An 18,973-nucleotide genomic window follows, 5' to 3' on the forward strand; every position below is an offset into this window, starting at 1 on the left:
CTCGGAAACAGAGCGAATGTGTCGTCCGGCCTAACCCATACCGGACAATGGTCTTTCGCGCGTCCTGTTCCCTTTCACATTAGCGCAGCCGCGGACGCCGTCGCCACCCTGGTTAACGCAGCTTTGCCCCTTTCCGCCACACCGAGTGGGTCAACGGGACCCCGGGCCGATAAGCGAGATGCGTGGTGGACGGCGCGTCGAGTACGTGCACATCGGCCCGCGCACCCGGCCGCAGATACCCGACGTCCTCGCGACGAAGTGCCCGCGCACCACCGGCGGTCGCCGACCACACGGCCTCGTCGACGGTCATCCGCAGCTGAAGCACCGCCGTCGTCACGCAGAACGCGACCGACGTGGTGTACGAACTGCCCGGATTAGCATTGCTCGCCAACGCGACCGTCGCGCCAGCGTCGAGCAGCCGCCGCGCCGGAGCCAGCGCTTGCCTGGTGGACAAATCGCACGCGGGCAGGATCGTCGCGACCGTGTTGGACGACGCGAGCGCCTCGACATCAGCATCGCTCAGGTACGTGCAGTGGTCCACGCTCGCCGCGTCCAACTCCACCGCCAGCCGCACGCCCGGGCCCTCGCCGAGCTGATTGCCGTGCACCCGCAGCCCAAGCCCGCGCTCCGCCGCCGCTTTGAGCACGCGCGCCGACTGCGCCTCGTCGAACGCACCGGTCTCGCAGAACACATCGGCCCACCGCACGTACGGCGCGACCGCGTCCAGCATTTCGCCGCAAACCAAGTCCACATAGGACTCCGCGTCCGCACCCGGCGGCACGAGGTGCGCCCCCAGGAAGGTCACCTCGTCCGCGGCCGCGCCAGCGATCCGCGCCGACCGCGCCTCGTCAGCGACGGTGAGACCGTATCCGGTCTTCGTCTCCAGGCAGGTCGTGCCCTGCGCGGCCGCTTCCTCGACATGTCGACGAAGGTTCGCCGCCAGCTGCTCGTCCGAAGCCGCTCGCGTCGCATCGACGGTGACCGCGATGCCGCCTGCCGCGTAAGCCTGTCCAGCCATCCGCGCCTCGAACTCGGCGGTGCGGTCGCCCGCGAACACAAGGTGAGTGTGGCTGTCGACCCACCCAGGCAGCACAGCACGGCCCTCGACGTCGACGCGCTCGTCGGCGTCCGGTGCCCGCGCTGCCGGACCCGCCCACCCGACGGTCTCGCCGTCGAGCACCAGCGCGGCGTCGCGGAGCTTGCCCAGCTCCGGGTCGTTCGTGGTGAGCTCGCCGATTCCGGTGATCAGAACTGCCACAACGCCTCGATCTCCTTGGCCAGCAGGGTTTCCGGTCGTTCGATCAGCACGTGCGCGCCGTCGCGCACCACTTCCCGCCCGGCCACCACTACGGTACGGACGTCCGCGGCCGCGGCGGCGAACAGCACGCCGGACGGTTCGATCCCGGCCGTGCGCACCGTGTCCGTCGCGACCGCGACCAGGTCCGCCCCGGCACCCGCCGCCAGGGTGCCGGTCTCCGGCCAGCCCGCGGAGAGGTGCTCGGTCCCAGCGGCGAGCAGTTCCTCAGCGGTGAACCGGCCGCGTTCCTCGCTGGCGAGCCGATCGTCCAGCTCCAGCGCCCGGGTCTCCTCGAACGCGTCGACCACCGCGTTGCTGTCGCTCCCGATGCCGAGCCGCGCGCCCGCGTCAAGCAGGCTCCGGGCCGGGCCGATGCCGTCGCCGAGGTCCCGTTCGGTGGTCGGGCAGAAACACGCGCCGCTCCGGGAATCACCCAGCCACTTGATGTCCTGCTCGGTCAAGTGGGTCGCGTGCACCGCGGTGAGCCGCTCGCCGAGCACGCCGTAATCCCAGAGCAGCCCGGTCGGCGTCCAGCGGTACGCGGCCTCGCACTGCTCGTTCTCCGCGCGCTGCTCGGACAGGTGGATATGCAGTGGCCGGTCCTTCGGCACCGCGTTGTCCACCTTCGGCAGTTCGTACTCCGGCACCGCGCGCACCGAGTGGATCGCCCCGCCAACGCGGAACAGGTCGTCTTCCTTCAGCAGCGCAACGCGTTCCGCCCAGTTTTCGGCGGAACCGTCCGAAAACCGCTGCTGCACCTCGTCCGGCGGCACGCCGATGCCGCCCGCGAGGTAACAGGTGTCGAGCAGGGTCATCCGGATCCCGGCGTCCCGCGCGGCCTGCCGCAACGCGTCGCCCATCGCGTTCGGCGACGCGTACGGCTTGCCGCCCGGACCGTGGTGCAGGTAGTGGAACTCGGCGACGCTCGTGTACCCCGCCAGCACCATCTCCGCGTAGACGCCCCGGGCGAGCCGGTAGTACGAATCCGGATCGAGCCGGGCGGCGAGCGAGTACATCCGCTCCCGCCAGGTCCAGAACGTGCCCCGCTCGTGGTGCGTCCGGCCCCGCAGCGCGCGGTGGAACGCGTGCGAGTGCCCGTTGGCGAACCCGGGGAGCGTCAGTCCATTAAGGATAGTCCCGGTCTTCTCCGCACAAGCAGTCACCGACACTATCCGGCCGTCGGCGATTTCGATCCGGACCGCTTCCGCGATCCCGTCGGGCAGCCAGGCCCGTTCGCACCAGTAGGTGGTCATCTCGCGAGCCGCTCCAGCACCTCGGCCAGCGCCCGGGCACCGGCCTCGACGTCGTCCGCCTCAGCGAATTCCTCCGGCGCGTGGCTGATCCCGGTCGGATTGCGGACGTAGAGCATCCCGGACGGCACGAATCCCGACAGGATCGCCGCGTCATGCCCGGCACCGGTGGGCAGCTCGGGCGGATTGCCCAGCCACTCCCCCAGCGACCGCCGCAGCGCCTCGTCGAACACCACGTCGTCGGAGTACGACTCGCGCGTGACCGCCAGCTCGCACCCTTCCGCCTCGGCAGCGGCCCGCGCCGCCTGAGTGATCTCCTCGACCAGCGCCGGCGTCGAGGTGCCCGGAACACGTGCGTCCAGCCACATGTCCACAGTGGACGCGATCACGTTCGTCCCGCCCGGTGTGGGCACCAGCCGTCCCACCGTCGCCCGCGCGTCCGGCATCTTCCGCGCCAGCCGCCGCACCGCGACCACCGTCTCGGCGGCGGGCAGCATCGGGTCGACCCGATCCGCGAGCAAGGTCGCACCCGCGTGGTTTCCCTGTCCGGCAAAGGAAAACCGCCACCGTCCGTGCGCGATCACCGTGTTGCCGACCGCCACCGGCGACCCGAGGTCGATCAGCCCCCTGCCCTGTTCGACGTGCAGTTCCAGGAACTGCCCGATCATCCCGAGCCGGTCCGGATCCGCGCCGACCCGGTCCACCTCCAGCCCGGACTTCGCCGCGGCCTCGGCGAACGTGACGCCGGACGGATCCCGCAGCGCCCGCGCCCGGTCCGCGTCGATCGTCCCGGTGAGCAGCCGCGAACCGAGACACGGCACGCCGAAGCGCCCGCCCTCCTCCTCGGCGAAGACCACCACCGCGAACGGTTTCGCCGGACGGAACCCTTTGACCTGCAACGCTTCCACCGCAGCCAGCGCACTCACGACGCCGAGCGGACCGTCGAACGCGCCGCCGCCCGGCACCGAGTCCAGGTGGCTGCCAGTGACGACCGCGTCCGCGCCGGGAGCGCCCCACCACGCCCACAAGTTGCCGTTGCGATCAGTCTCGACGTCGAGGCCCAGCCGCTGCGCCCGTTCGACGAACCACGTGCGCAGATCGTGTTCCGGCGAATCGAACGCGTGCCGCGAGTAGCCGCCGCGCCGGGCGTCGCGGCCGACGTCGGCGATCTCGCCGAGCAGCCCGGACGCGGTCACGCCTGCTCCCGCATCGGCACCCGCACACCGCGCTCGTCGGCGACCTCGGCCGCGCGGTCGTATCCGGCGTCGACGTGCCGGATGACGCCCATGCCCGGGTCGTTCGTGAGCACCCGCTCCAGCTTCTGCGCCGCCAGCGGCGTGCCGTCCGCGACGCTCACCTGCCCGGCGTGGATCGACCGGCCCATGCCGACCCCGCCGCCGTGGTGGATGGACACCCAGCTCGCCCCGGACGAGGTGTTGACCAGCGCGTTGAGCAGCGGCCAGTCGGCGATCGCGTCCGAGCCGTCGGCCATGCCCTCGGTCTCGCGGTACGGCGAGGCGACGCTGCCCGAGTCGAGGTGGTCGCGGCCGATCACGACCGGGGCCTTCAGCTCGCCGCTGGCCACCATCTCGTTGAAGCGCAGGCCGGCCAGGTGCCGTTCGCCGTAGCCGAGCCAGCAGATCCGCGCGGGCAGGCCCTGGAAGGCGACGCGCTCGCCGGCCATCGTGATCCAGCGGGCCAGCGATTCGTTCTCCGGGAACAGTTCGAGCATCGCGCGGTCGGTCGCGGCGATGTCCTCCGGGTCGCCGGACAGCGCGGCCCAGCGGAACGGACCGTTGCCCTCGCAGAACAGCGGCCGGATGTAGGCGGGCACGAAGCCGGGGAAGTCGAACGCGCGCTCGCAACCGCCGAGTTTCGCCTCGCCGCGCAGGGAGTTGCCGTAGTCGAAGACCTCGGCACCGCGGTCGAGGAACCCGAGCATCGCGTCGACGTGCTCAGCCATCGACTCGCGCGCCCGGTCGGTGAACTCGTCCGGCTTCTTGGCCGCGTAGTCCTGCCAGTCGTCCACGCCGATGCCCTTGGGCAGGTAGGACAGCGGATCGTGCGCCGACGTCTGGTCAGTGACGATGTCCACCTCGACGTCGCGGCGCAGCAGCTCCGGCAGCACCTCGGCGGCGTTTCCGACCACGCCGACCGACAGCGGACGCCGCTCCTTCTTCGCCGCGGTGACCCGCCGGATCGCGTCGTCCAGGTCGTCGGCCACCTCGTCGAGGTAGCGGTGCTCGACACGGCGGTGCGCGCGCTGGGCGTCGACCTCGATGCACAACGCCACGCCGTCGTTCATCGTGACCGCGAGCGGCTGCGCGCCGCCCATGCCGCCGAGCCCGGCGGTGACGGTGAGCGTGCCGCGCAGCGTGCCGCCGAACCGCTTCTTCGCGACCGCGGCGAACGTCTCGTAGGTGCCCTGCAGAATGCCTTGCGTGCCGATGTAAATCCACGAACCGGCGGTCATCTGCCCGTACATGGTGAGACCCTGCTGCTCCAGCCGGCGGAACTCCGGCCAGGTCGCCCAGTCGCCCACCAGGTTCGAGTTCGCGATCAGCACCCGCGGCGCCCATTCGTGCGTGCGGAACACGCCGACCGGCTTGCCGGACTGGACCAGCAGCGTCTCGTCCTGCTCCAGCGCGGTCAGCTCGCGGGTGATCGCGTCGAAGCTCGCCCAGTTGCGGGCGGCGCGGCCGGTACCGCCGTAGACGACCAGGTCGTCGGGCCGCTCGGCGACCTCCGGGTCGAGGTTGTTGTGAAACATCCGCAGCGCGGCCTCGGTCTGCCAGTTCTTCGCGGTGAGCGAGGTGCCGCGGGCGGCGCGGACGGTACGGGCGGTGCTAGTCATGCTCAGGCCTCCAGTTCGGCCGCGGCCAGGACAGCGCCCGACCGCACGAGTTCTTCGGCAGCCGCGATCTCCGGCGCCAGGTGACGGTCGGGGCCAGGACCCTCGACCTTGGTGCGCAGCAGGTCCCGGACGCGTCCGGTGACCGGCGAGGGCCGCAGCGGCGCGCGGAAATCGAGCGCGCGGGCAGCGGTGAGCAGTTCGACGGCGAGCACGGTGGTCAGGCCCTCGACCGCCTTGCGCAGCTTGCGCGCGGCGGACCAGCCCATGGACACGTGGTCCTCCTGCATCGCGCTGCTCGGGATCGAATCGACCGAGGCGGGCACCGCGAGCCGCTTCAGCTCGCTGACCACGGCGGCCTGCGTGTACTGCGCGATCATGTGCCCGGAGTCGACGCCGGGATCGTGCGCGAGGAACGGCGGCAGGCCGTGCGAGCGCGCCTGGTCGAGCATCCGATCGGTGCGGCGTTCGGCGATGCTCGCCACGTCCGCCACCGGCACCGCGAGGAAGTCGAGCACGTACGCGACCGGCGCGCCGTGGAAGTTGCCGTTCGACTCCACCCGGCCGTCGGCCAGCACCACCGGGTTGTCCACCGCGGACCAGAGTTCTCGCTCCGCGACCAGTTCCGCGTGCGTCAGCGTGTCCCGCGCGGCGCCGTGGACCTGCGGCGCGCACCGCAGGGAGTACGCGTCCTGCACGCGGTTGCAGTCCGGACCGCGGTGGCTTTCCACGATCTTCGACCCCTGCAACGCCGCGAACATCCGCGCCGCGCTGGTCGCCTGTCCGGGATGCGGGCGCAGCGTCTGCAGATCGGCGGCGAACGCGCGGTCAGTGCCCAGCAGCGCCTCGACGCTCATCGCCGCGGTGAGGTCCGCGACGTCCAGCAGCCGGTGCAGGTCGGCGGCGGCGAGCAGCAGCATGCCGAGCATGCCGTCGGTGCCGTTGGTGAGCGCGAGGCCCTCCTTCTCGGCCAGCACGAGCGGGGTGATCCCCGCCGCCCGCAAAGCGTCCGCGGCGGGCTTCCGCTCGCCCGCGTGGAACACCTCGCCCTCGCCCATCAACGCGAGCGCGACCGCGGCCAGCGGCGCGAGATCGCCGGAACAGCCGAGCGAGCCGTACTCGTGCACGACCGGCGTGATGTCCGCGTTGAGCAGGGCCGCAAGCGTTTGCGCCGTCTGCGGGCGGACGCCGGTGTAACCGCTGGCCAGCGTCCGCAGGCGCAGCAGCATCAAGGCGCGCACCACCTCCGGCTCCACCGCCGGTCCGGCGCCCGCGGCGTGCGAGCGGATCAGGCTGCGCTGCAGCTCGGTGCGGCTCCCGACCGGGATGTGGCGCGTGGCGAGCGCGCCGAACCCGGTCGAGACCCCATAGGTCGGCGACGTGGCGTCGGCGAGGTCTTCGATGTGCTGGCGGGTGGCGGCGAGGTTCTTCTCGACCGACTCGGCGAGCCCGACGTGCGCGTGCCCACGGACGATGTCGACAACCTGCGCCGCGGTCATCGGCTTCGAGCTCAGGAGGACTGGTTCCGGCATGCCGCCATTGCACCTCCCGGCGGGCCGCGGCGACAGGGCGGAGTTCGCGGTAGTGTCTGGTATCCAAGACAACACGTGGCGAGAGCCTCGACCACCGGCGCGAAGGGACCCCTCATACTCCGTTCGGGCAGCGCGAGGGGTCCCCTCGCGCCATTTCCGGAGGAGGCTGAAGAGTCACCCGTGAGCAGTTCCGACGTTCCCGCCCTGCGCAACGGCCTCTCCGTGCTGCGCCTGCTCGCCGGCCACGCGGGCCCGGTCTCGGCCGCGGCCATCGCCCGCGACCTGGAGCTGCCTCGGTCGACGACGTATCACCTGCTCAACGAGCTGACCGCGGCCGGTTTCGTCACCCATCTGCCCGCCGAACGCCGCTACGGCCTCGGCATCGCCGCCTTCGAGCTAGGTTCGGCCTACCTGCGCCATGACCCGCTGGAGCGGCTGGCCGGACCGCTGCTGCGCAAACTGGTCGACCGCATCGGCCACACCGCGCATCTCGGCGTCCTGCACGGCAACGAATCGCTGTACCTGATCAAGGAACGCCCGGCCCGCCCGGAAACCCTGGTCACCGATGTCGGCGTGCGACTGCCCGCGCACCTGACCGCGTCCGGCCGCGCCATGCTGCAACACCTCCCAGCCGCACATGTCCGCGCCCTGTTCCCGGCCGCCGCGTCGTTCGTCCTGCGGACTCCGCGCGGACCCAATTCGCTGGCGGCGCTACGCCGCACCTTGGCGACTGAGCGCCGCCTCGGCTGGTCAGTGGAAGACGGTCACGTGACGGCGGGCTTCGCCTCGGTCGCCGCCCCCGTGTTCGACCACGGTTCCAGGCCGATGGCCGCGATCAGCGTGACACTGCGCCACCTCTGCCCAGACGACGTTCCCTGCGAAGAAACCTTCCCCGACCTGGCCGAAGCCGTCGCCGCGACAGCCGCGACGCTCACCACGCACATCGGCGGCACCCGCCCAGCGTGACCCTCCGTCAATTCCCCCAGAAATAAAACGCGAACGAGCACACCTTAACCGAAATGCTCAACCGCGCAAACCGGCACAACGGCGCTCCCGGGCCACCGCAGGACGTCCCCCACTTGTCGCAATATCCGCATTGACTGCCGCCAACGGCCGATTGACAGTCGCTATCCGCTCAGGTATAGCTCTAATGGGGTTAAAGCGAAACTCAAAACATCAGGGGGCCTTGAGTGGATTCGCTTCAGTACGTTCCTGCTTGTTTGCTTACCGGCAACCGGTAGCTCGTCTTCACCGATCCGGGCATCGCGGGGGCGACGCTCGGATCAGCATTGCTCTGCCTTCCGAACATTCCCGCACAGCGATTCGCGTGCAATTCGACTCGCTGCGATCGCCCTTGCCCGCATTCGGGCGAGGGCGGCAACCGGCCTTGTGCTGTCGGACAGCACCGCATAGGAGCACTTCAGCCATGAAACCGAACTGGGCCTTCAGCCTGGGCGAACTGTTCGATCACCGAAGCAGTTCCGGCAAGCCCATGACGTTCCACCTGTCCCGGCCGCTGGACATCGACCGGGAAGACCGCTCAAGCCTCGACCTTCCCGCACTGGCTGCGCTGGTCCGGGACTCCGCGGGAGTCCTGAGCAAAGCGGGCGTGAAACCCGGCGACCGGGTGGTCGTCTACAAAGCCAATCATTTCGACTGCATTCTGCTGGCCGCCGCGATCTCCCGGATCGGAGCGGTCGCCGTGATGCTGTCCGGTTTGCTGGGAAAACAAGCCGTACAAAGCCTGATCCGCCGGGTGGAACCGTCGGCGATCGTCACCGACGCCGAACGCATCGAACGCGCGGAAATCACGTCCGAGGATTTCCCCGACCTCGCCGGAAAGATCTTCAGCGTCAACGGCGACTCGCCGCACGCGCAGACCTACGCGAACCTCGAAGCAGAACCGCACCCGCGCCCCGTCCTCCGCCGGGACGACGAACTCCTCATGCTCACCCACACCTCCGGCACCACCGGCATCCCCAAATTGATCATCTTCCCGCCGGCCACCATCCAAAAACAAATGGCCAGGCTGGAATGCCGCCATTTCCCGCCCCTGACGTTCCGCCGCAACGACGTCGTGGCCATGTTCACGCCCTACGTGCACGCCCGGGCTTTCACCTGGATCTATTCGGTGCTGACCCTGTCCCCGGCCACCGTGCTGGCCATGGACGACAGCTCCCCGGACGTCGTCGACCGGGTTTTCCGCCAATACCGGCCGACTTTCATGGAAGCCCTGCCCATCGACTACTCGGCCATGGCTCCGCTGATCCGCACCGGCGCGAACAACCCGTTCGCCCGCATCCGCCTGTTCGCCGGAAACTTCGACGCGATCCGCTGGCCGGTCATCCGCCGGTTCCTGAACGCGTCCCGGCACCCGTTCCCGCTCTGGCGCGACGGCTACGGCCAGTCGGAAACCGGCGGCATGGGCATGACCGTGCTCTCGCGCCGCTCCGCGAACCGCCCGCGCGACTACAAACCCGGCCCGCGCGTCGTAGGCCGCCCGATGCCCGGTTTCGTCACCCTCAAGATCGTCGATCCCGACACTTTCGAGCCCGTCGGCCGCGGCCGCCCCGGCCTGGTTCTGGCCAAAACAAAGGCCCGCTGCGCCGGCTACTACGGCGAACCCGAACGCTGGAAGGAAAAGCTGGTGGGCGACTGGTGGAACACCGGCGACATCGGCATCCTCACCCCGACCGGAGCGCTGAAGATCGTCGACCGCGAGGTCAACTTCGGATCCGGCATCGGCTACCTGGAATTCGAAGACACCTTGGCAGACCGCCTGCCGGAAGGCGCCGACGTCGCCATCCTCCCGCGCGGCGACGACCTGCCGCTGCCCGTTGTCGCCACCCGGGACGGCCGCCTGGACGACACCGACTGGTCCCGGGCCCGCACCGGCCTCCCCGCCCTGGCCGAGCCGGTGGTCATCGCCGCGACGGACATGCCGCGGACCGCGACCGGCAAAATCGTCCGGGAAGAACTGCGCCGCACCCACCTGGACACCGTGGCCACTCCCGGCACCGGACGCTGGACATGATCAGCAACGGCTTCAGTGTGGAACCCTTGACCCCGTCCTGCCGCGAAGTCTGGGAATCCCGCCGCCACGCGGTTTTCGGCGTGAGCCCAGGCAACAGCTATTTCAACGTCGACCGTCTGCGCTCCACTTTGGACTGGCTGCATACGGAGTTCAAGCAAATCGACGTCATCATCCCCGACAGCGCGCTGAAACACACCTTCACCGCCCTAGGCTACGACCAGGCCAAGGCAGCGAAGAAGGCTCGGTCGGAAACCAACGTCCTGCGCAACCGAGTCCTCCGAGCCTGGACAGACCTAGGCGGCCCAAGACCAACCGACGGCGTACACCGCATGTCCGAACTCTCGGCGAACCCCACCTATACCGAGGTTCTGGCACACTGCGCCCACCTGACCGCCATGGATCCCACCCTGGCTTCCGCCAGCACCGAAATGACCGTAGAGGTCCTAGCCGGCAAAGGCCTGACCGGCGATGCCACGCCGCCCCAAATCGCCGAAGCAAAGAACTATCTCATCGCCGAACTTCCTTTCTTCGTATCATCCGGCAGAATCTTTGACGTAGACGCCTCCCTGAACTTCTATCACCAACCCCTTCCCTTGGCGAAGGTGATCTTCTCGGACTCCGCAGCCCTGAAACCAGACCCCGGCCAGGGCTACGCCACAATCCGCCCCGCCTGAAACCGGAGAGTCTTATGACGAAATCCGCCGACCAGTACGACCAGGTAGCCGCCGCCTTCGCCGACGTAGAAGCGATAATCAGCTTCGTCCGGGAAAACCTGGAATGGCCCTCGTTCAAGAATTTGCTAGGCGACCTGCGCGGCCTGCGAGTACTGGACGTCGGCTGCGGCGAAGGCAGCTTCACCCGCCGCATCAAGCAATTGGGCGCCGCGCGGGTAGTAGGCACTGACCTCTCACCCGGCATGATCGCCCTGGCCCAGCAGGCGGAAGCGCGAAACCCGCAAGGCATCGCCTACGAAGTCCAAGACCTGGCGGCAATGCCGCCCCAAGGCGAGTTCGACGTAGTGACGGCTATCCATGTCCTGCACTACGCGGACACCCGGGAAACCCTGCAAACCATGGCAAACACCATGCACGCCAACCTGAAACCGGGCGGCAAGCTGGCAATCCTGAGCGCAAACGCCAACTCCGGCGAAGAATCCGAGACCGCGGCGGGCTTCCGCACCTACCGCCCAGCGAACCCGAAGGAAGGCGACAAGTTCAAGGTGGCTGTCCTGACCACGCCGCCTACGGAGATCGAAGTACATCACTGGCCTACTGAGACGATCATTGACGTCCTGCAGACCGCAGGCTTCACGAACGTCTCTTGGGACCTGGTAAAGCCCTCGACGGCTGTCGCCCCAGCCGACCAGGACCGAGCTGCGCGCTGCGCAAAAAACCCGACAAGTTTGACGCTTGCCGCGATAAAGCAGTAGCAGCTACCTGCCCCAAACGCAGCCGGCTCGCGCATCCAGCGTGGGCCGGCTACGCGTGCCTACCCAATCCCGCTCCTGCTTGAGCGGCTCGCTTACAAGCCGATTAGCGCTTTATTAGGACATACGGTGACCGAGTCGCTACCATTAGTCGGTGTTGGTGAGCTACCGACTGAGTCCGCGCGCGGGGAGGACGCACATGGCTGAGCAGGCAGGACCACCAATCGACACCGGTTTCCGCCGAGGCGAGCGCCGACGTCGATAGGGGGAAACGTGGATCATCAAGGCAAAGAGTTCGGCGTTGACCTTTACCAGCTTGAGAAAGTCGCCAAGGTTGACTTTCCCGCGATCTCAGCTGAATACGGAGAGGCGATCGGCGGCTGCGAACGCGTCCTTGCCGGAGTAGCCCAGTCGATGCGGCGTCCAGACCGCTTCGGCGGCGACGCGCTCGGGCCGGTGTACCGGGCCTATCTCGGCCTGCACGATGCCGTCGAGACCCTCCTCAAGGAAACGAAGAGCAACCTGGACGACACCGCGACGGCGCTGGGCAAGGTCGCGCAGCTGTACGCGGGGACCGACCAAGCGGCGAGGGACGAGCTGAACCGCCGCGCGCGCACCGACCCCGAACTGGACGGCAGCCGATGACTTTCGACCAGCTGATGCAGCATGCGAAAGACATCAAGGAGAAGGCGGTCGAGCTGGCGATCAGGGAACACGATCAGAAGTACGCGACGCAATCCGGCGTGGTCGGCGATCCCGAGTCGTTCAGGAAGCATTACGCCTTCATCGAAGCGCTGTTCGAGCCGTTCTCCGGGATGCCCGATCCAGCTGGCTACGATCCGCTGATCGCTGACCTCAATGCGGCCATGGCGAAGCTGAACACCAGCCCCAGCCACGCCACCCAGCTCACCAGCGACGTGGGTCTGGCAAACCCTCTCCTCGACAAGATGACCACCGACGGCGGTTATCTGCAGGAGTGGACGGGCGAAGCCGCGATGGAGTTCAAGGCCCGCTTCATCGACACCTTCATAACGATCTCCGGAAATCAGTTCACCATGTTGTCCACGCTTAAAGGCGCGCTCCAAGCGCACCAGGAGATGTGGCGCAAGGCGCGCGACGACATTGACAAGATCGCGGAAAGCACGAAGAACGCGCTCGACAACGCTGGCGGCTGCGGCAAGAACCAGTGGAGTTTCGGGTTCTCGGTGCTCTCCGCGGTTGTTGCCGTCGGCGGAGTGGCAGTCACTGTCGCGACCGGCGGCACCGGCCTGGCAGTGACCCTTCCGGCGATCGGAGCCGCGGCGTCGACAGGCAGTGCGGGCGTGGCCGCGATAACAGCGTCCGGCGACTCGGCGGAGACCATCGTCAACTCGATGAAGCAGGCGGTTGACGACCTCGCCCGGCATATTCACGAGGTCGAGACGCAGCAGATCGCGAGCAAGGTGCAGGCGCTGACTGACGCCGTGCACGGGAACAAAGACAAGCTGGTCAGCGCACGGCCGAGCCTGGCCGGGATGAGCGACCGCGAGCTCGCCAGTGACCATGGCATGGGCAAGTCGGACTAGCGGCGGGAGAACACCATGGTGGACCTGGCCGAGACACTGGACGACATCCGGGTGCGAGTGCGCGCGCCCGGATCGGATATCGAAGCCGAACTGCGTCGACGAACCGACATCACGCTGTCGTTCGGGGAAAGCGTCTACGAATTCATCGACGAACCCGCGCTGGAAAGGGTACTTGCCGGTATCGCACGGTTGTTATGGGCTGGCTGGCAACGGCAGTACCGGGCCGCGATCGACGAGACAGACCTGAACATCGACGCTGACGATGCCCGTGACTCGAATTTCTTCGCCGACCGAGCCCAGGTCGAGGCGATCGGCGGGTCGGCCGACGAGCGGATCACGATCTCGGCGGCGGGCATGGCGGACTTCTCCGTGCGGGTCAAGCCCGGAACCGTCCGCGAGATACCCGAAGACCAGTTCAGCGCGAGTGTTTCCGAAGCGGCGGCGAAGTTGATCCAGGACTTCCAGCTCAAGGTGGATGACCTGAAGAAGCGGTACTACGAATGACAAAACCGAAGTTGCTGGTGCTGGCCGCCGCAGTAGTCGTCGCGGCCGCCGGGATCACCGCGGTGGTGCTGTCCTCGCCTGCGGCCGGGCCCGCGGCGAAGCCGTGCGACATCCCTAGTTCGGTTCCGGAGCGACCGGTGCCGGCAACGACCGCACCCGGTGGCGGCGGGATCGAAGTCGCGGAAAAAGGCGTCTCCTCAACGGGCTTGGCAAGTATGGGCGCAGTGCTGCGCAACACCAGCAACCACATCGCGTACCGAACCAAGGCGAAGCTCAACGTATCGCTCATCCTCGACGGCATTCGGCAGAGCCTCGACGGTTCTCAACTGACGATGGAGATCCCCATTGTCCTGCCCGGCCAACAAGTAGGCCTGGGCAGACCGCTGATCAACCTCAACGCGAACGACAAGGTGGCTTCAGCCGACGTAGACGTCCAGACCACAACCTGGCTGCCGAGCGGAGCCCTAGGCGCCTTCACCCCACCGGCAGACACCTACGAGTCCACGAGCCGAGCCACCGCCTCACCGCCAGCGGACGCTATTCGCTACCGGGAAACGTCAACCAACTGCCGAGCGCTCGCCACCCGCCGCACCGCCGTGATCTTCCGCGACGCGACCGGCGCCATCGTGGGCGGCGACCTAGTCCCGCCAGACGGAAAAGGCAACCCGGCCGGCACGACCCAGCAACCGCCGGCAAGCCCTTCCTGCTCCCCCGGGGAACGCAGCACCTGGATCGTCCCACTGCAAAACATCCCGCACAGAACAGACGACCACCGCACAGTTCTCTACTCCTACTGCGACCTGAACACCCCCCCAACAGACATCAACAACACCTTCTAACTCCCCCCACTCCACCCACCCACCAACGAAACCCACCAACGACACCCACCCACCACGACGGGGGTCCAGGGGGCGCAGCCCCCCTGGCGGGGGTTTGGGGGTCCGACCCCCAAGGCAAAAACGAAGAAGAGCCCTGGCCAACGCGCTAGCGTGGCAGGGCTCTCCCGCGAATCGAGTGGAGGTGCCGGGAATTGAACCCGGGTCCTCTAGCGCCTCCTCAAGGCTTCTCCGTGCGCAGTCCGCTGTGTCTCTGCTTGGCCCCTTCAGTCACGCGAACAAGCTGAAGTGACGAGCCCAGCCACTGTTTGCTTCCCTACCGGGCCCCGTGGCCGGGACCGGCGGTAAGCCTCCTAGCTGATGCCGGCGACCGGGTCGGAGGCGACCCCGGGCCGACAGACTTGCTCTACTGCGATCAGGCAGCGAGAGCGAAGTCGCGCTGGCTATTGGCCTTGGCGCTTATTAGGTTGCGATGACGCTTGCGGTGGTCTCTCGCCTGCACCGGCACGCTTCCCTTGATTCAACGTCCAGAGTCGAAACCGTTCACCCCCTTGTAGGTGCTTGTAACCTCACCATCATAACCCGCGCGGCAACCCGGTAATTCCGGCCTGGGGTAGGGCTGCCCCCACCTCGAAGATGCCCGCTCGCCCCCTGGTTGCCCGGTGCCGCTCCGGCCATGCTGAGCAGGTCAGTTTCCGCAGTGAGGGAGCCCCGCCATGGTCACCGTGCCCGCCGGTCGCAGTTTTGGGCGCCGCACTCCGCCGTTGGGCGGGGCGTTGGCGTATCTCCTGCTCAACCTGCCCATCGGGATCCTCTCGTTCACGCTCATCGTGACGCTGGGTTCGGCGGGGCTGGGGACGCTGGTCGTGTGGCTCGGCGTTCCGCTGCTCGCGCTGCTCATCCTGTTCGCGCGGACCGCGGGACGGGTCGAGCGGGGGCGCGTGTTCGCGCTGCTCGACGTGTACATCGACGATCCGTATCTGCCGTTGCCGCCGTCGGGAGCCAAGCAGCGCTGGCTGACCCGGCTGAAGGACCCGGCGACCTGGCGCGACCTGTCCTACCTTTTCCTGCTCTTCCCGCTCGGCCTGGTGGAGTTCGTGCTGGTCGTGACGGTGTGGGCGGTCAGCCTCGGCCTGGTCGGGCTGCCCATCTACTACCGCTTCCTTCCCGACGGCGTCTACGCCTTCCCGAGCTACGATGTGCAGTGGTTCGTCGTCGACTCGACGGTGACCGCGCTGCCTTGGGCGGCGCTGGGGGTGTTGTTCGCCGCGATCGCCGTGGCCCTGACCAAGGGGCTGGCGGCGCTGCACGCGGCGTTCGCGGCCGGGTTCCTGCGGCCCACGGTCGCCCAGCGGCGGCGCATGGAGCGCTCGTGGAACGAGATCGACGGGATCACGGTGGCTGGATGACTGCGCAAGACCCGCCTCCGGAGCACCCTCGTCCGCATCCGGCTCGCACGATCGGGTACATGATCCCGTCATTCGTGCTGCGCCTGGTGCAGTTCATCCTCATCGTGGTCGGCGCGACCGTCGGCACGGCGACGCTGATCATCTGGATCGGCTTCCCGATCCTGCTGGCCGTGACCGGCTTCATCCGCTGGTCAGGCGACCTGGAACGGCGCTGGGCCCGCCGGATGCTCGGCACCCCGCTGGGCGCGGTCGAGCGGCTGTCGCTGGACGGGCAGCCGATGACCCGCCGCTGGCTGACCCGGCTGTCCGACCCGACGACCTGGCGCGACCTGTCCTACCTGCTGGTCGCGTTCCCGCTGTCCATCGTCGAGCTGCCGATCGCGCTCGCGTCGATCGTGCTGCTGCCGATGGCGATCTGGGTGACGCCGTGGCTGGGCTGGCTGCACGGGAACCTGGCGCTGTCGATGCTGGGCCCGAACCGCACGAAGAAGCTTGAAAAGAAGGCCGAGCACCTCCAGGCGTCGCGGGCTCGTGGCGTGGACGCCGCGGAGGCCGAACGCCGCCGGATCGAGCGCGACCTGCACGACGGCGCTCAGCAGCGGCTCGTGGCGGTCGCGATGAGCCTCGGCCGGGCGAAGTCGAAGTTCGACAACGACCCGAACGCGGTGCGCGACCTGATCGACGAGGCCCATTCGGACGCCAAGCTCGCCGTTTCCGAACTGCGCGACCTCGCCCGCGGCATCTACCCCGCCGTACTCGGCGACCGCGGTCTCGACGCGGCCCTGTCCGCGCAGGCCGCGAAGTCGCCGATCCCGGTGGACGTGCACGTCGACGTCGAACCGAGGCCGCCGGCCGCGGTCGAGACCACGGCGTACTTCATCGTCGGCGAGACCCTCACCAACATCGCCAAGCACTCCGGCGCGACCGAGGCGGCGGTGAAGGTGTGGCGCTCGGACACGCACGTCATCACCGAAATCACCGACAACGGCCACGGCGGCGCCGAGGTGCGCCCTGGCGGCGGGCTCGCCGGGCTGGCCGACCGAGCGGCGACCATCGACGGCGTGATCACCGTCGTGAGCCCGGTCGGCGGGCCGACGGTCATCAGAGCGGACCTGCCGTGTCAGTGGTAGGTCACCCGTCGAGGCTGGCGCGTAGCGCGGCCACTCGCTGAACGAGCATCTGGTCGTCCCCGGCCATGACCGTGATGTACCGGTTCCGCTCGGCCCCGGACACCTCGAACGCGACCCGGCCGGCACTGAGGTCGCGGTAGGTCAGAACGCCATCGGCGACCCGTCTGCTCCGCCCCGCCCCGCGAAGCGACACATTGATCTCGCCACGCCCAAAAGCAGGCCGGTTCAGCAGTTCGTCGACCGCCCGCGCGGAGCGGCCACGTTCGTCGGGGAAGTCGCTGTCCTCGCCGCGGAATTCGTGTTGCGACAGCGAAATCAACGCGAGTTTCGCCGGGCGGAACCTCGGGAGACGCGCCACGAGAGCAGCGGCTGGCGTTTCTCGGCTGCCCGAGGCCTTCACCAGCACCCGCGCCCCGTCATGGACCGCAGTGACCACGCCTTGTCCACGAGTCCCCACGAACACGCTGTACTGCTCGCCCTGGTTGTCGACGCGGGCCACATACTCCGTTTCGGGCCGCGCGAGCGTGTACAGCGCGTCCTCGAACGCGTCGGACACGCGGCCGCGTTCGAGAAGTCCCAGCCGGAGCAGCTCGTCGCGAGCCTCATCGGCCAGCTCCCCCGCCAGCGACTCCGGCACGTACCTCGTGCCGAAGCCGAACATCGGGTGCGGATCATTCAGCTTGACTTCACGGAATGCGCTCAGTAACGTACTCAGCGTAATTTCAGTCGTGCGCGCGAACAGCACCGTCGTCCCCTCCCCCTGAACTGTGCGCTATCTCTGTGGGCGATCGCCGATGACCGGCGGGACCGGCTTCACCTCATTGCCGCCGAACACCTCGTCCGGGTCGGCTTCGCGCAGGTAGGGCGCGGCCTTCTTTTCCTTGTCCGCTTCGCCTTTCCCGCCTTTGCCGCCCAGGGGGCCGGCCATCGAGGCCGCGTTCTTCCCGGCCGATCCCGCAGCCCCAGCCGCGCCGCCGCGCGCGGATGCCGACTCGCCCGGCACCCTGGCGCCGGAGCGACCTCCCGGTTCGCTGTCGGCACCCGCACCGCCGCGGAGGTTCACCGGACCCGAACCCGTGCCGCCCGGCGAACAGCCCAGCGGGCCGAACGCGCTGCCGTGGCCACCGGTTCCGTCGCCTTGCCCGAGGCTGATCGGACTCGGCGACGGAACCGGCTGAAAGCGCGGCGGGACCGGCGGCCACGACTGCTTCTCGACGCGCTCGTCCGCACGTTCGGGCGGGACCTGCCAACCGGGCGGCTGCCGGACTGGCGGCTGGTCGCCCGGATGACGAACCGGACCTGGCTCCGGGGTCGGGGGCGGACCAGGAGCCGGGCTGGGCGTCGGGCTCGGATCTGGACCGCGCTCGACCGGCCTCGGCCCGGACGACGGCGGACGGTGCAACCCGCCGCCCCGACCGCCGCTGCGCGGCTGGCCGGGCTTGGCCGGATCTTCGGCACTGGCCAGGGTGATCTGTGCCCCGGCGTCCCGCAATTCCGCGTATTTCGCGGGGACTCGGCCGTTATTCGATCCGCTGGTCGCACTGTATCCGCTGAAAACCTGCACATTATGCTGCGAATCCGCTTGCCATTGCGTCACCCGGTCGGTGTACTTCTGCCCGTCCCCGTGCAGAAGGGCGACGACCTCCTCGTCGGTGAATCCCGGTTCCTGTGCGGCCACCGGTTTCACGCTGTTCTTGGCGTTCTGGAACGCCGACATCTGCTCGTGGGCGATGGCCTGGACCGCACCCAGCCGCGCCGAGTCTTCCGCGGACGTCTCGATCAGCGGAGTGCACGAATTCGCCGAAGCCTCGTTCGCGACCTCGCCCTGCCACGCCTCGCTCTGGTAGGCGGCCAGCGTCCCGACCCGCGTGGCCAGACCGAGGAGCTGATCACTCAACTGGGAGGCGGCGTGCTGGGTATCGCCCAGCGAACCCGCTCCCGAGCCAGTGGTCAGCTCCCGGTAGATCTCGGCAGCGCCCATGCACCGTTCCGGTTCCATCATCGCCCCCCGCGAAGATTGCCGATGATCGCAACGGCGACGTCATGTACGGAATCGCACGGATTCTTTTTCTCCTTGCGCGAATCCGGCTGCCGGATGACGACTTCGATCACTTGGTCGTCCCGCACGCCCAGTGAAGC

17 protein-coding genes and 1 other RNA gene are annotated in these 18,973 nt (G+C 68.4%); 10 read left to right on the forward strand and 8 right to left on the reverse strand.

The window, feature by feature from the left end; genetic code table 11:
• Positions 1-112: 112 nt before the first annotated feature.
• Genes hutI through hutH form a run of 5 tightly spaced genes read right to left on the reverse strand, consistent with a single transcriptional unit; the run spans position 113 to position 6,930 of the window.
• The gene (gene hutI / locus BM362_RS20375) at positions 113-1,258 is read right to left on the reverse strand and encodes an imidazolonepropionase (protein ID WP_093574192.1); all 1,146 of its coding nucleotides are present in this window, start codon (positions 1,256-1,258) and stop codon (positions 113-115) included.
• Positions 1,246-2,550, reverse strand: coding sequence for a formimidoylglutamate deiminase (locus tag BM362_RS20380; protein WP_067592884.1), 1,305 nt, complete (start codon positions 2,548-2,550; stop codon positions 1,246-1,248). The genes hutI and BM362_RS20380 overlap by 13 nt, the downstream gene beginning before the upstream one ends.
• Positions 2,547-3,743 carry an allantoate amidohydrolase gene (locus tag BM362_RS20385; RefSeq protein ID WP_093574193.1) on the reverse strand — a complete coding sequence of 399 codons (1,197 nt, stop codon included), beginning with the start codon at positions 3,741-3,743 and terminating at the stop codon, positions 2,547-2,549. The genes BM362_RS20380 and BM362_RS20385 overlap by 4 nt, the downstream gene beginning before the upstream one ends.
• Complete coding sequence (gene hutU, locus BM362_RS20390; protein ID WP_067592890.1) at positions 3,740-5,401, reverse strand: urocanate hydratase; 1,662 nt, start codon at positions 5,399-5,401, stop codon at positions 3,740-3,742. The genes BM362_RS20385 and hutU overlap by 4 nt, the downstream gene beginning before the upstream one ends.
• A gap of 2 nt (positions 5,402-5,403) precedes the next feature.
• A complete protein-coding gene (gene hutH, locus BM362_RS20395; protein ID WP_093574194.1) occupies positions 5,404-6,930 on the reverse strand; it encodes a histidine ammonia-lyase in 1,527 nt (508 codons plus the stop codon).
• Positions 6,931-7,110: 180 nt separating this feature from the next.
• On the opposite strand from hutH, the gene BM362_RS20400 reads away from it, so the two are divergent.
• The 8 genes from BM362_RS20400 to BM362_RS20435 all read left to right on the forward strand — a co-directional run bounded on the left by BM362_RS20400 (position 7,111) and on the right by BM362_RS20435 (position 14,298).
• The gene (locus BM362_RS20400) at positions 7,111-7,896 is read left to right on the forward strand and encodes an IclR family transcriptional regulator (protein WP_067592896.1); all 786 of its coding nucleotides are present in this window, start codon (positions 7,111-7,113) and stop codon (positions 7,894-7,896) included.
• Positions 7,897-8,356: 460 nt separating this feature from the next.
• Positions 8,357-9,964 (forward strand): class I adenylate-forming enzyme family protein, encoded by a 1,608-nt coding sequence (locus BM362_RS20405; protein ID WP_208865262.1) that lies wholly within the window; start codon positions 8,357-8,359, stop codon positions 9,962-9,964.
• The gene (locus BM362_RS20410; RefSeq protein WP_067592899.1) at positions 9,961-10,638 is read left to right on the forward strand and encodes a tRNA-dependent cyclodipeptide synthase; all 678 of its coding nucleotides are present in this window, start codon (positions 9,961-9,963) and stop codon (positions 10,636-10,638) included. The genes BM362_RS20405 and BM362_RS20410 overlap by 4 nt, the downstream gene beginning before the upstream one ends.
• Before the next feature lie 14 nt (positions 10,639-10,652).
• Complete coding sequence (locus tag BM362_RS20415) at positions 10,653-11,393, forward strand: class I SAM-dependent methyltransferase (protein WP_093574195.1); 741 nt, start codon at positions 10,653-10,655, stop codon at positions 11,391-11,393.
• A 270-nt stretch (positions 11,394-11,663) separates the two neighbouring features.
• The gene (locus tag BM362_RS20420) at positions 11,664-12,035 is read left to right on the forward strand and encodes a hypothetical protein (protein ID WP_067592905.1); all 372 of its coding nucleotides are present in this window, start codon (positions 11,664-11,666) and stop codon (positions 12,033-12,035) included.
• A complete protein-coding gene (locus BM362_RS20425) occupies positions 12,032-12,955 on the forward strand; it encodes a hypothetical protein (RefSeq protein WP_093574196.1) in 924 nt (307 codons plus the stop codon). Before BM362_RS20420 ends, BM362_RS20425 begins: the two co-directional genes overlap by 4 nt.
• 15 nt (positions 12,956-12,970) lie before the next feature.
• Positions 12,971-13,459, forward strand: a complete 489-nt coding sequence (locus tag BM362_RS20430; RefSeq protein ID WP_067592911.1) for a hypothetical protein — start codon at positions 12,971-12,973, stop codon at positions 13,457-13,459.
• Positions 13,460-13,470: 11 nt separating this feature from the next.
• Positions 13,471-14,298: a hypothetical protein gene (locus BM362_RS20435; protein WP_143132459.1), complete on the forward strand. Its 828-nt coding sequence runs from the start codon at positions 13,471-13,473 to the stop codon at positions 14,296-14,298.
• A 173-nt stretch (positions 14,299-14,471) separates the two neighbouring features.
• Here BM362_RS20435 and ssrA read toward each other — a convergent pair.
• Positions 14,472-14,846, reverse strand: a transfer-messenger RNA (tmRNA) gene (gene ssrA, locus BM362_RS20440).
• Between the two features lie 165 nt (positions 14,847-15,011).
• Between ssrA and BM362_RS20445 the strand changes: the two genes are divergently transcribed.
• Complete coding sequence (locus BM362_RS20445) at positions 15,012-15,704, forward strand: sensor domain-containing protein (protein WP_067592917.1); 693 nt, start codon at positions 15,012-15,014, stop codon at positions 15,702-15,704.
• A complete protein-coding gene (locus tag BM362_RS20450) occupies positions 15,701-16,834 on the forward strand; it encodes a sensor histidine kinase (RefSeq protein WP_093574198.1) in 1,134 nt (377 codons plus the stop codon). Before BM362_RS20445 ends, BM362_RS20450 begins: the two co-directional genes overlap by 4 nt.
• A 1-nt stretch (position 16,835) precedes the next feature.
• On the opposite strand, the gene BM362_RS20455 is transcribed toward BM362_RS20450, so the two are convergent.
• Together BM362_RS20455 and BM362_RS20460 are read right to left on the reverse strand one after the other, a co-directional pair.
• Entirely contained in the window at positions 16,836-17,579 is a 744-nt protein-coding gene (locus BM362_RS20455) for an ESX secretion-associated protein EspG (protein ID WP_093574199.1), read from the reverse strand.
• A gap of 27 nt (positions 17,580-17,606) precedes the next feature.
• Positions 17,607-18,815, reverse strand: a complete 1,209-nt coding sequence (locus BM362_RS20460) for a hypothetical protein (protein ID WP_067592926.1) — start codon at positions 18,813-18,815, stop codon at positions 17,607-17,609.
• Positions 18,816-18,973: the final 158 nt, after the last annotated feature.

This window comes from Amycolatopsis rubida (genome assembly GCF_900115345.1).
Lineage (GTDB): Bacteria > Actinomycetota > Actinomycetes > Mycobacteriales > Pseudonocardiaceae > Amycolatopsis > Amycolatopsis rubida.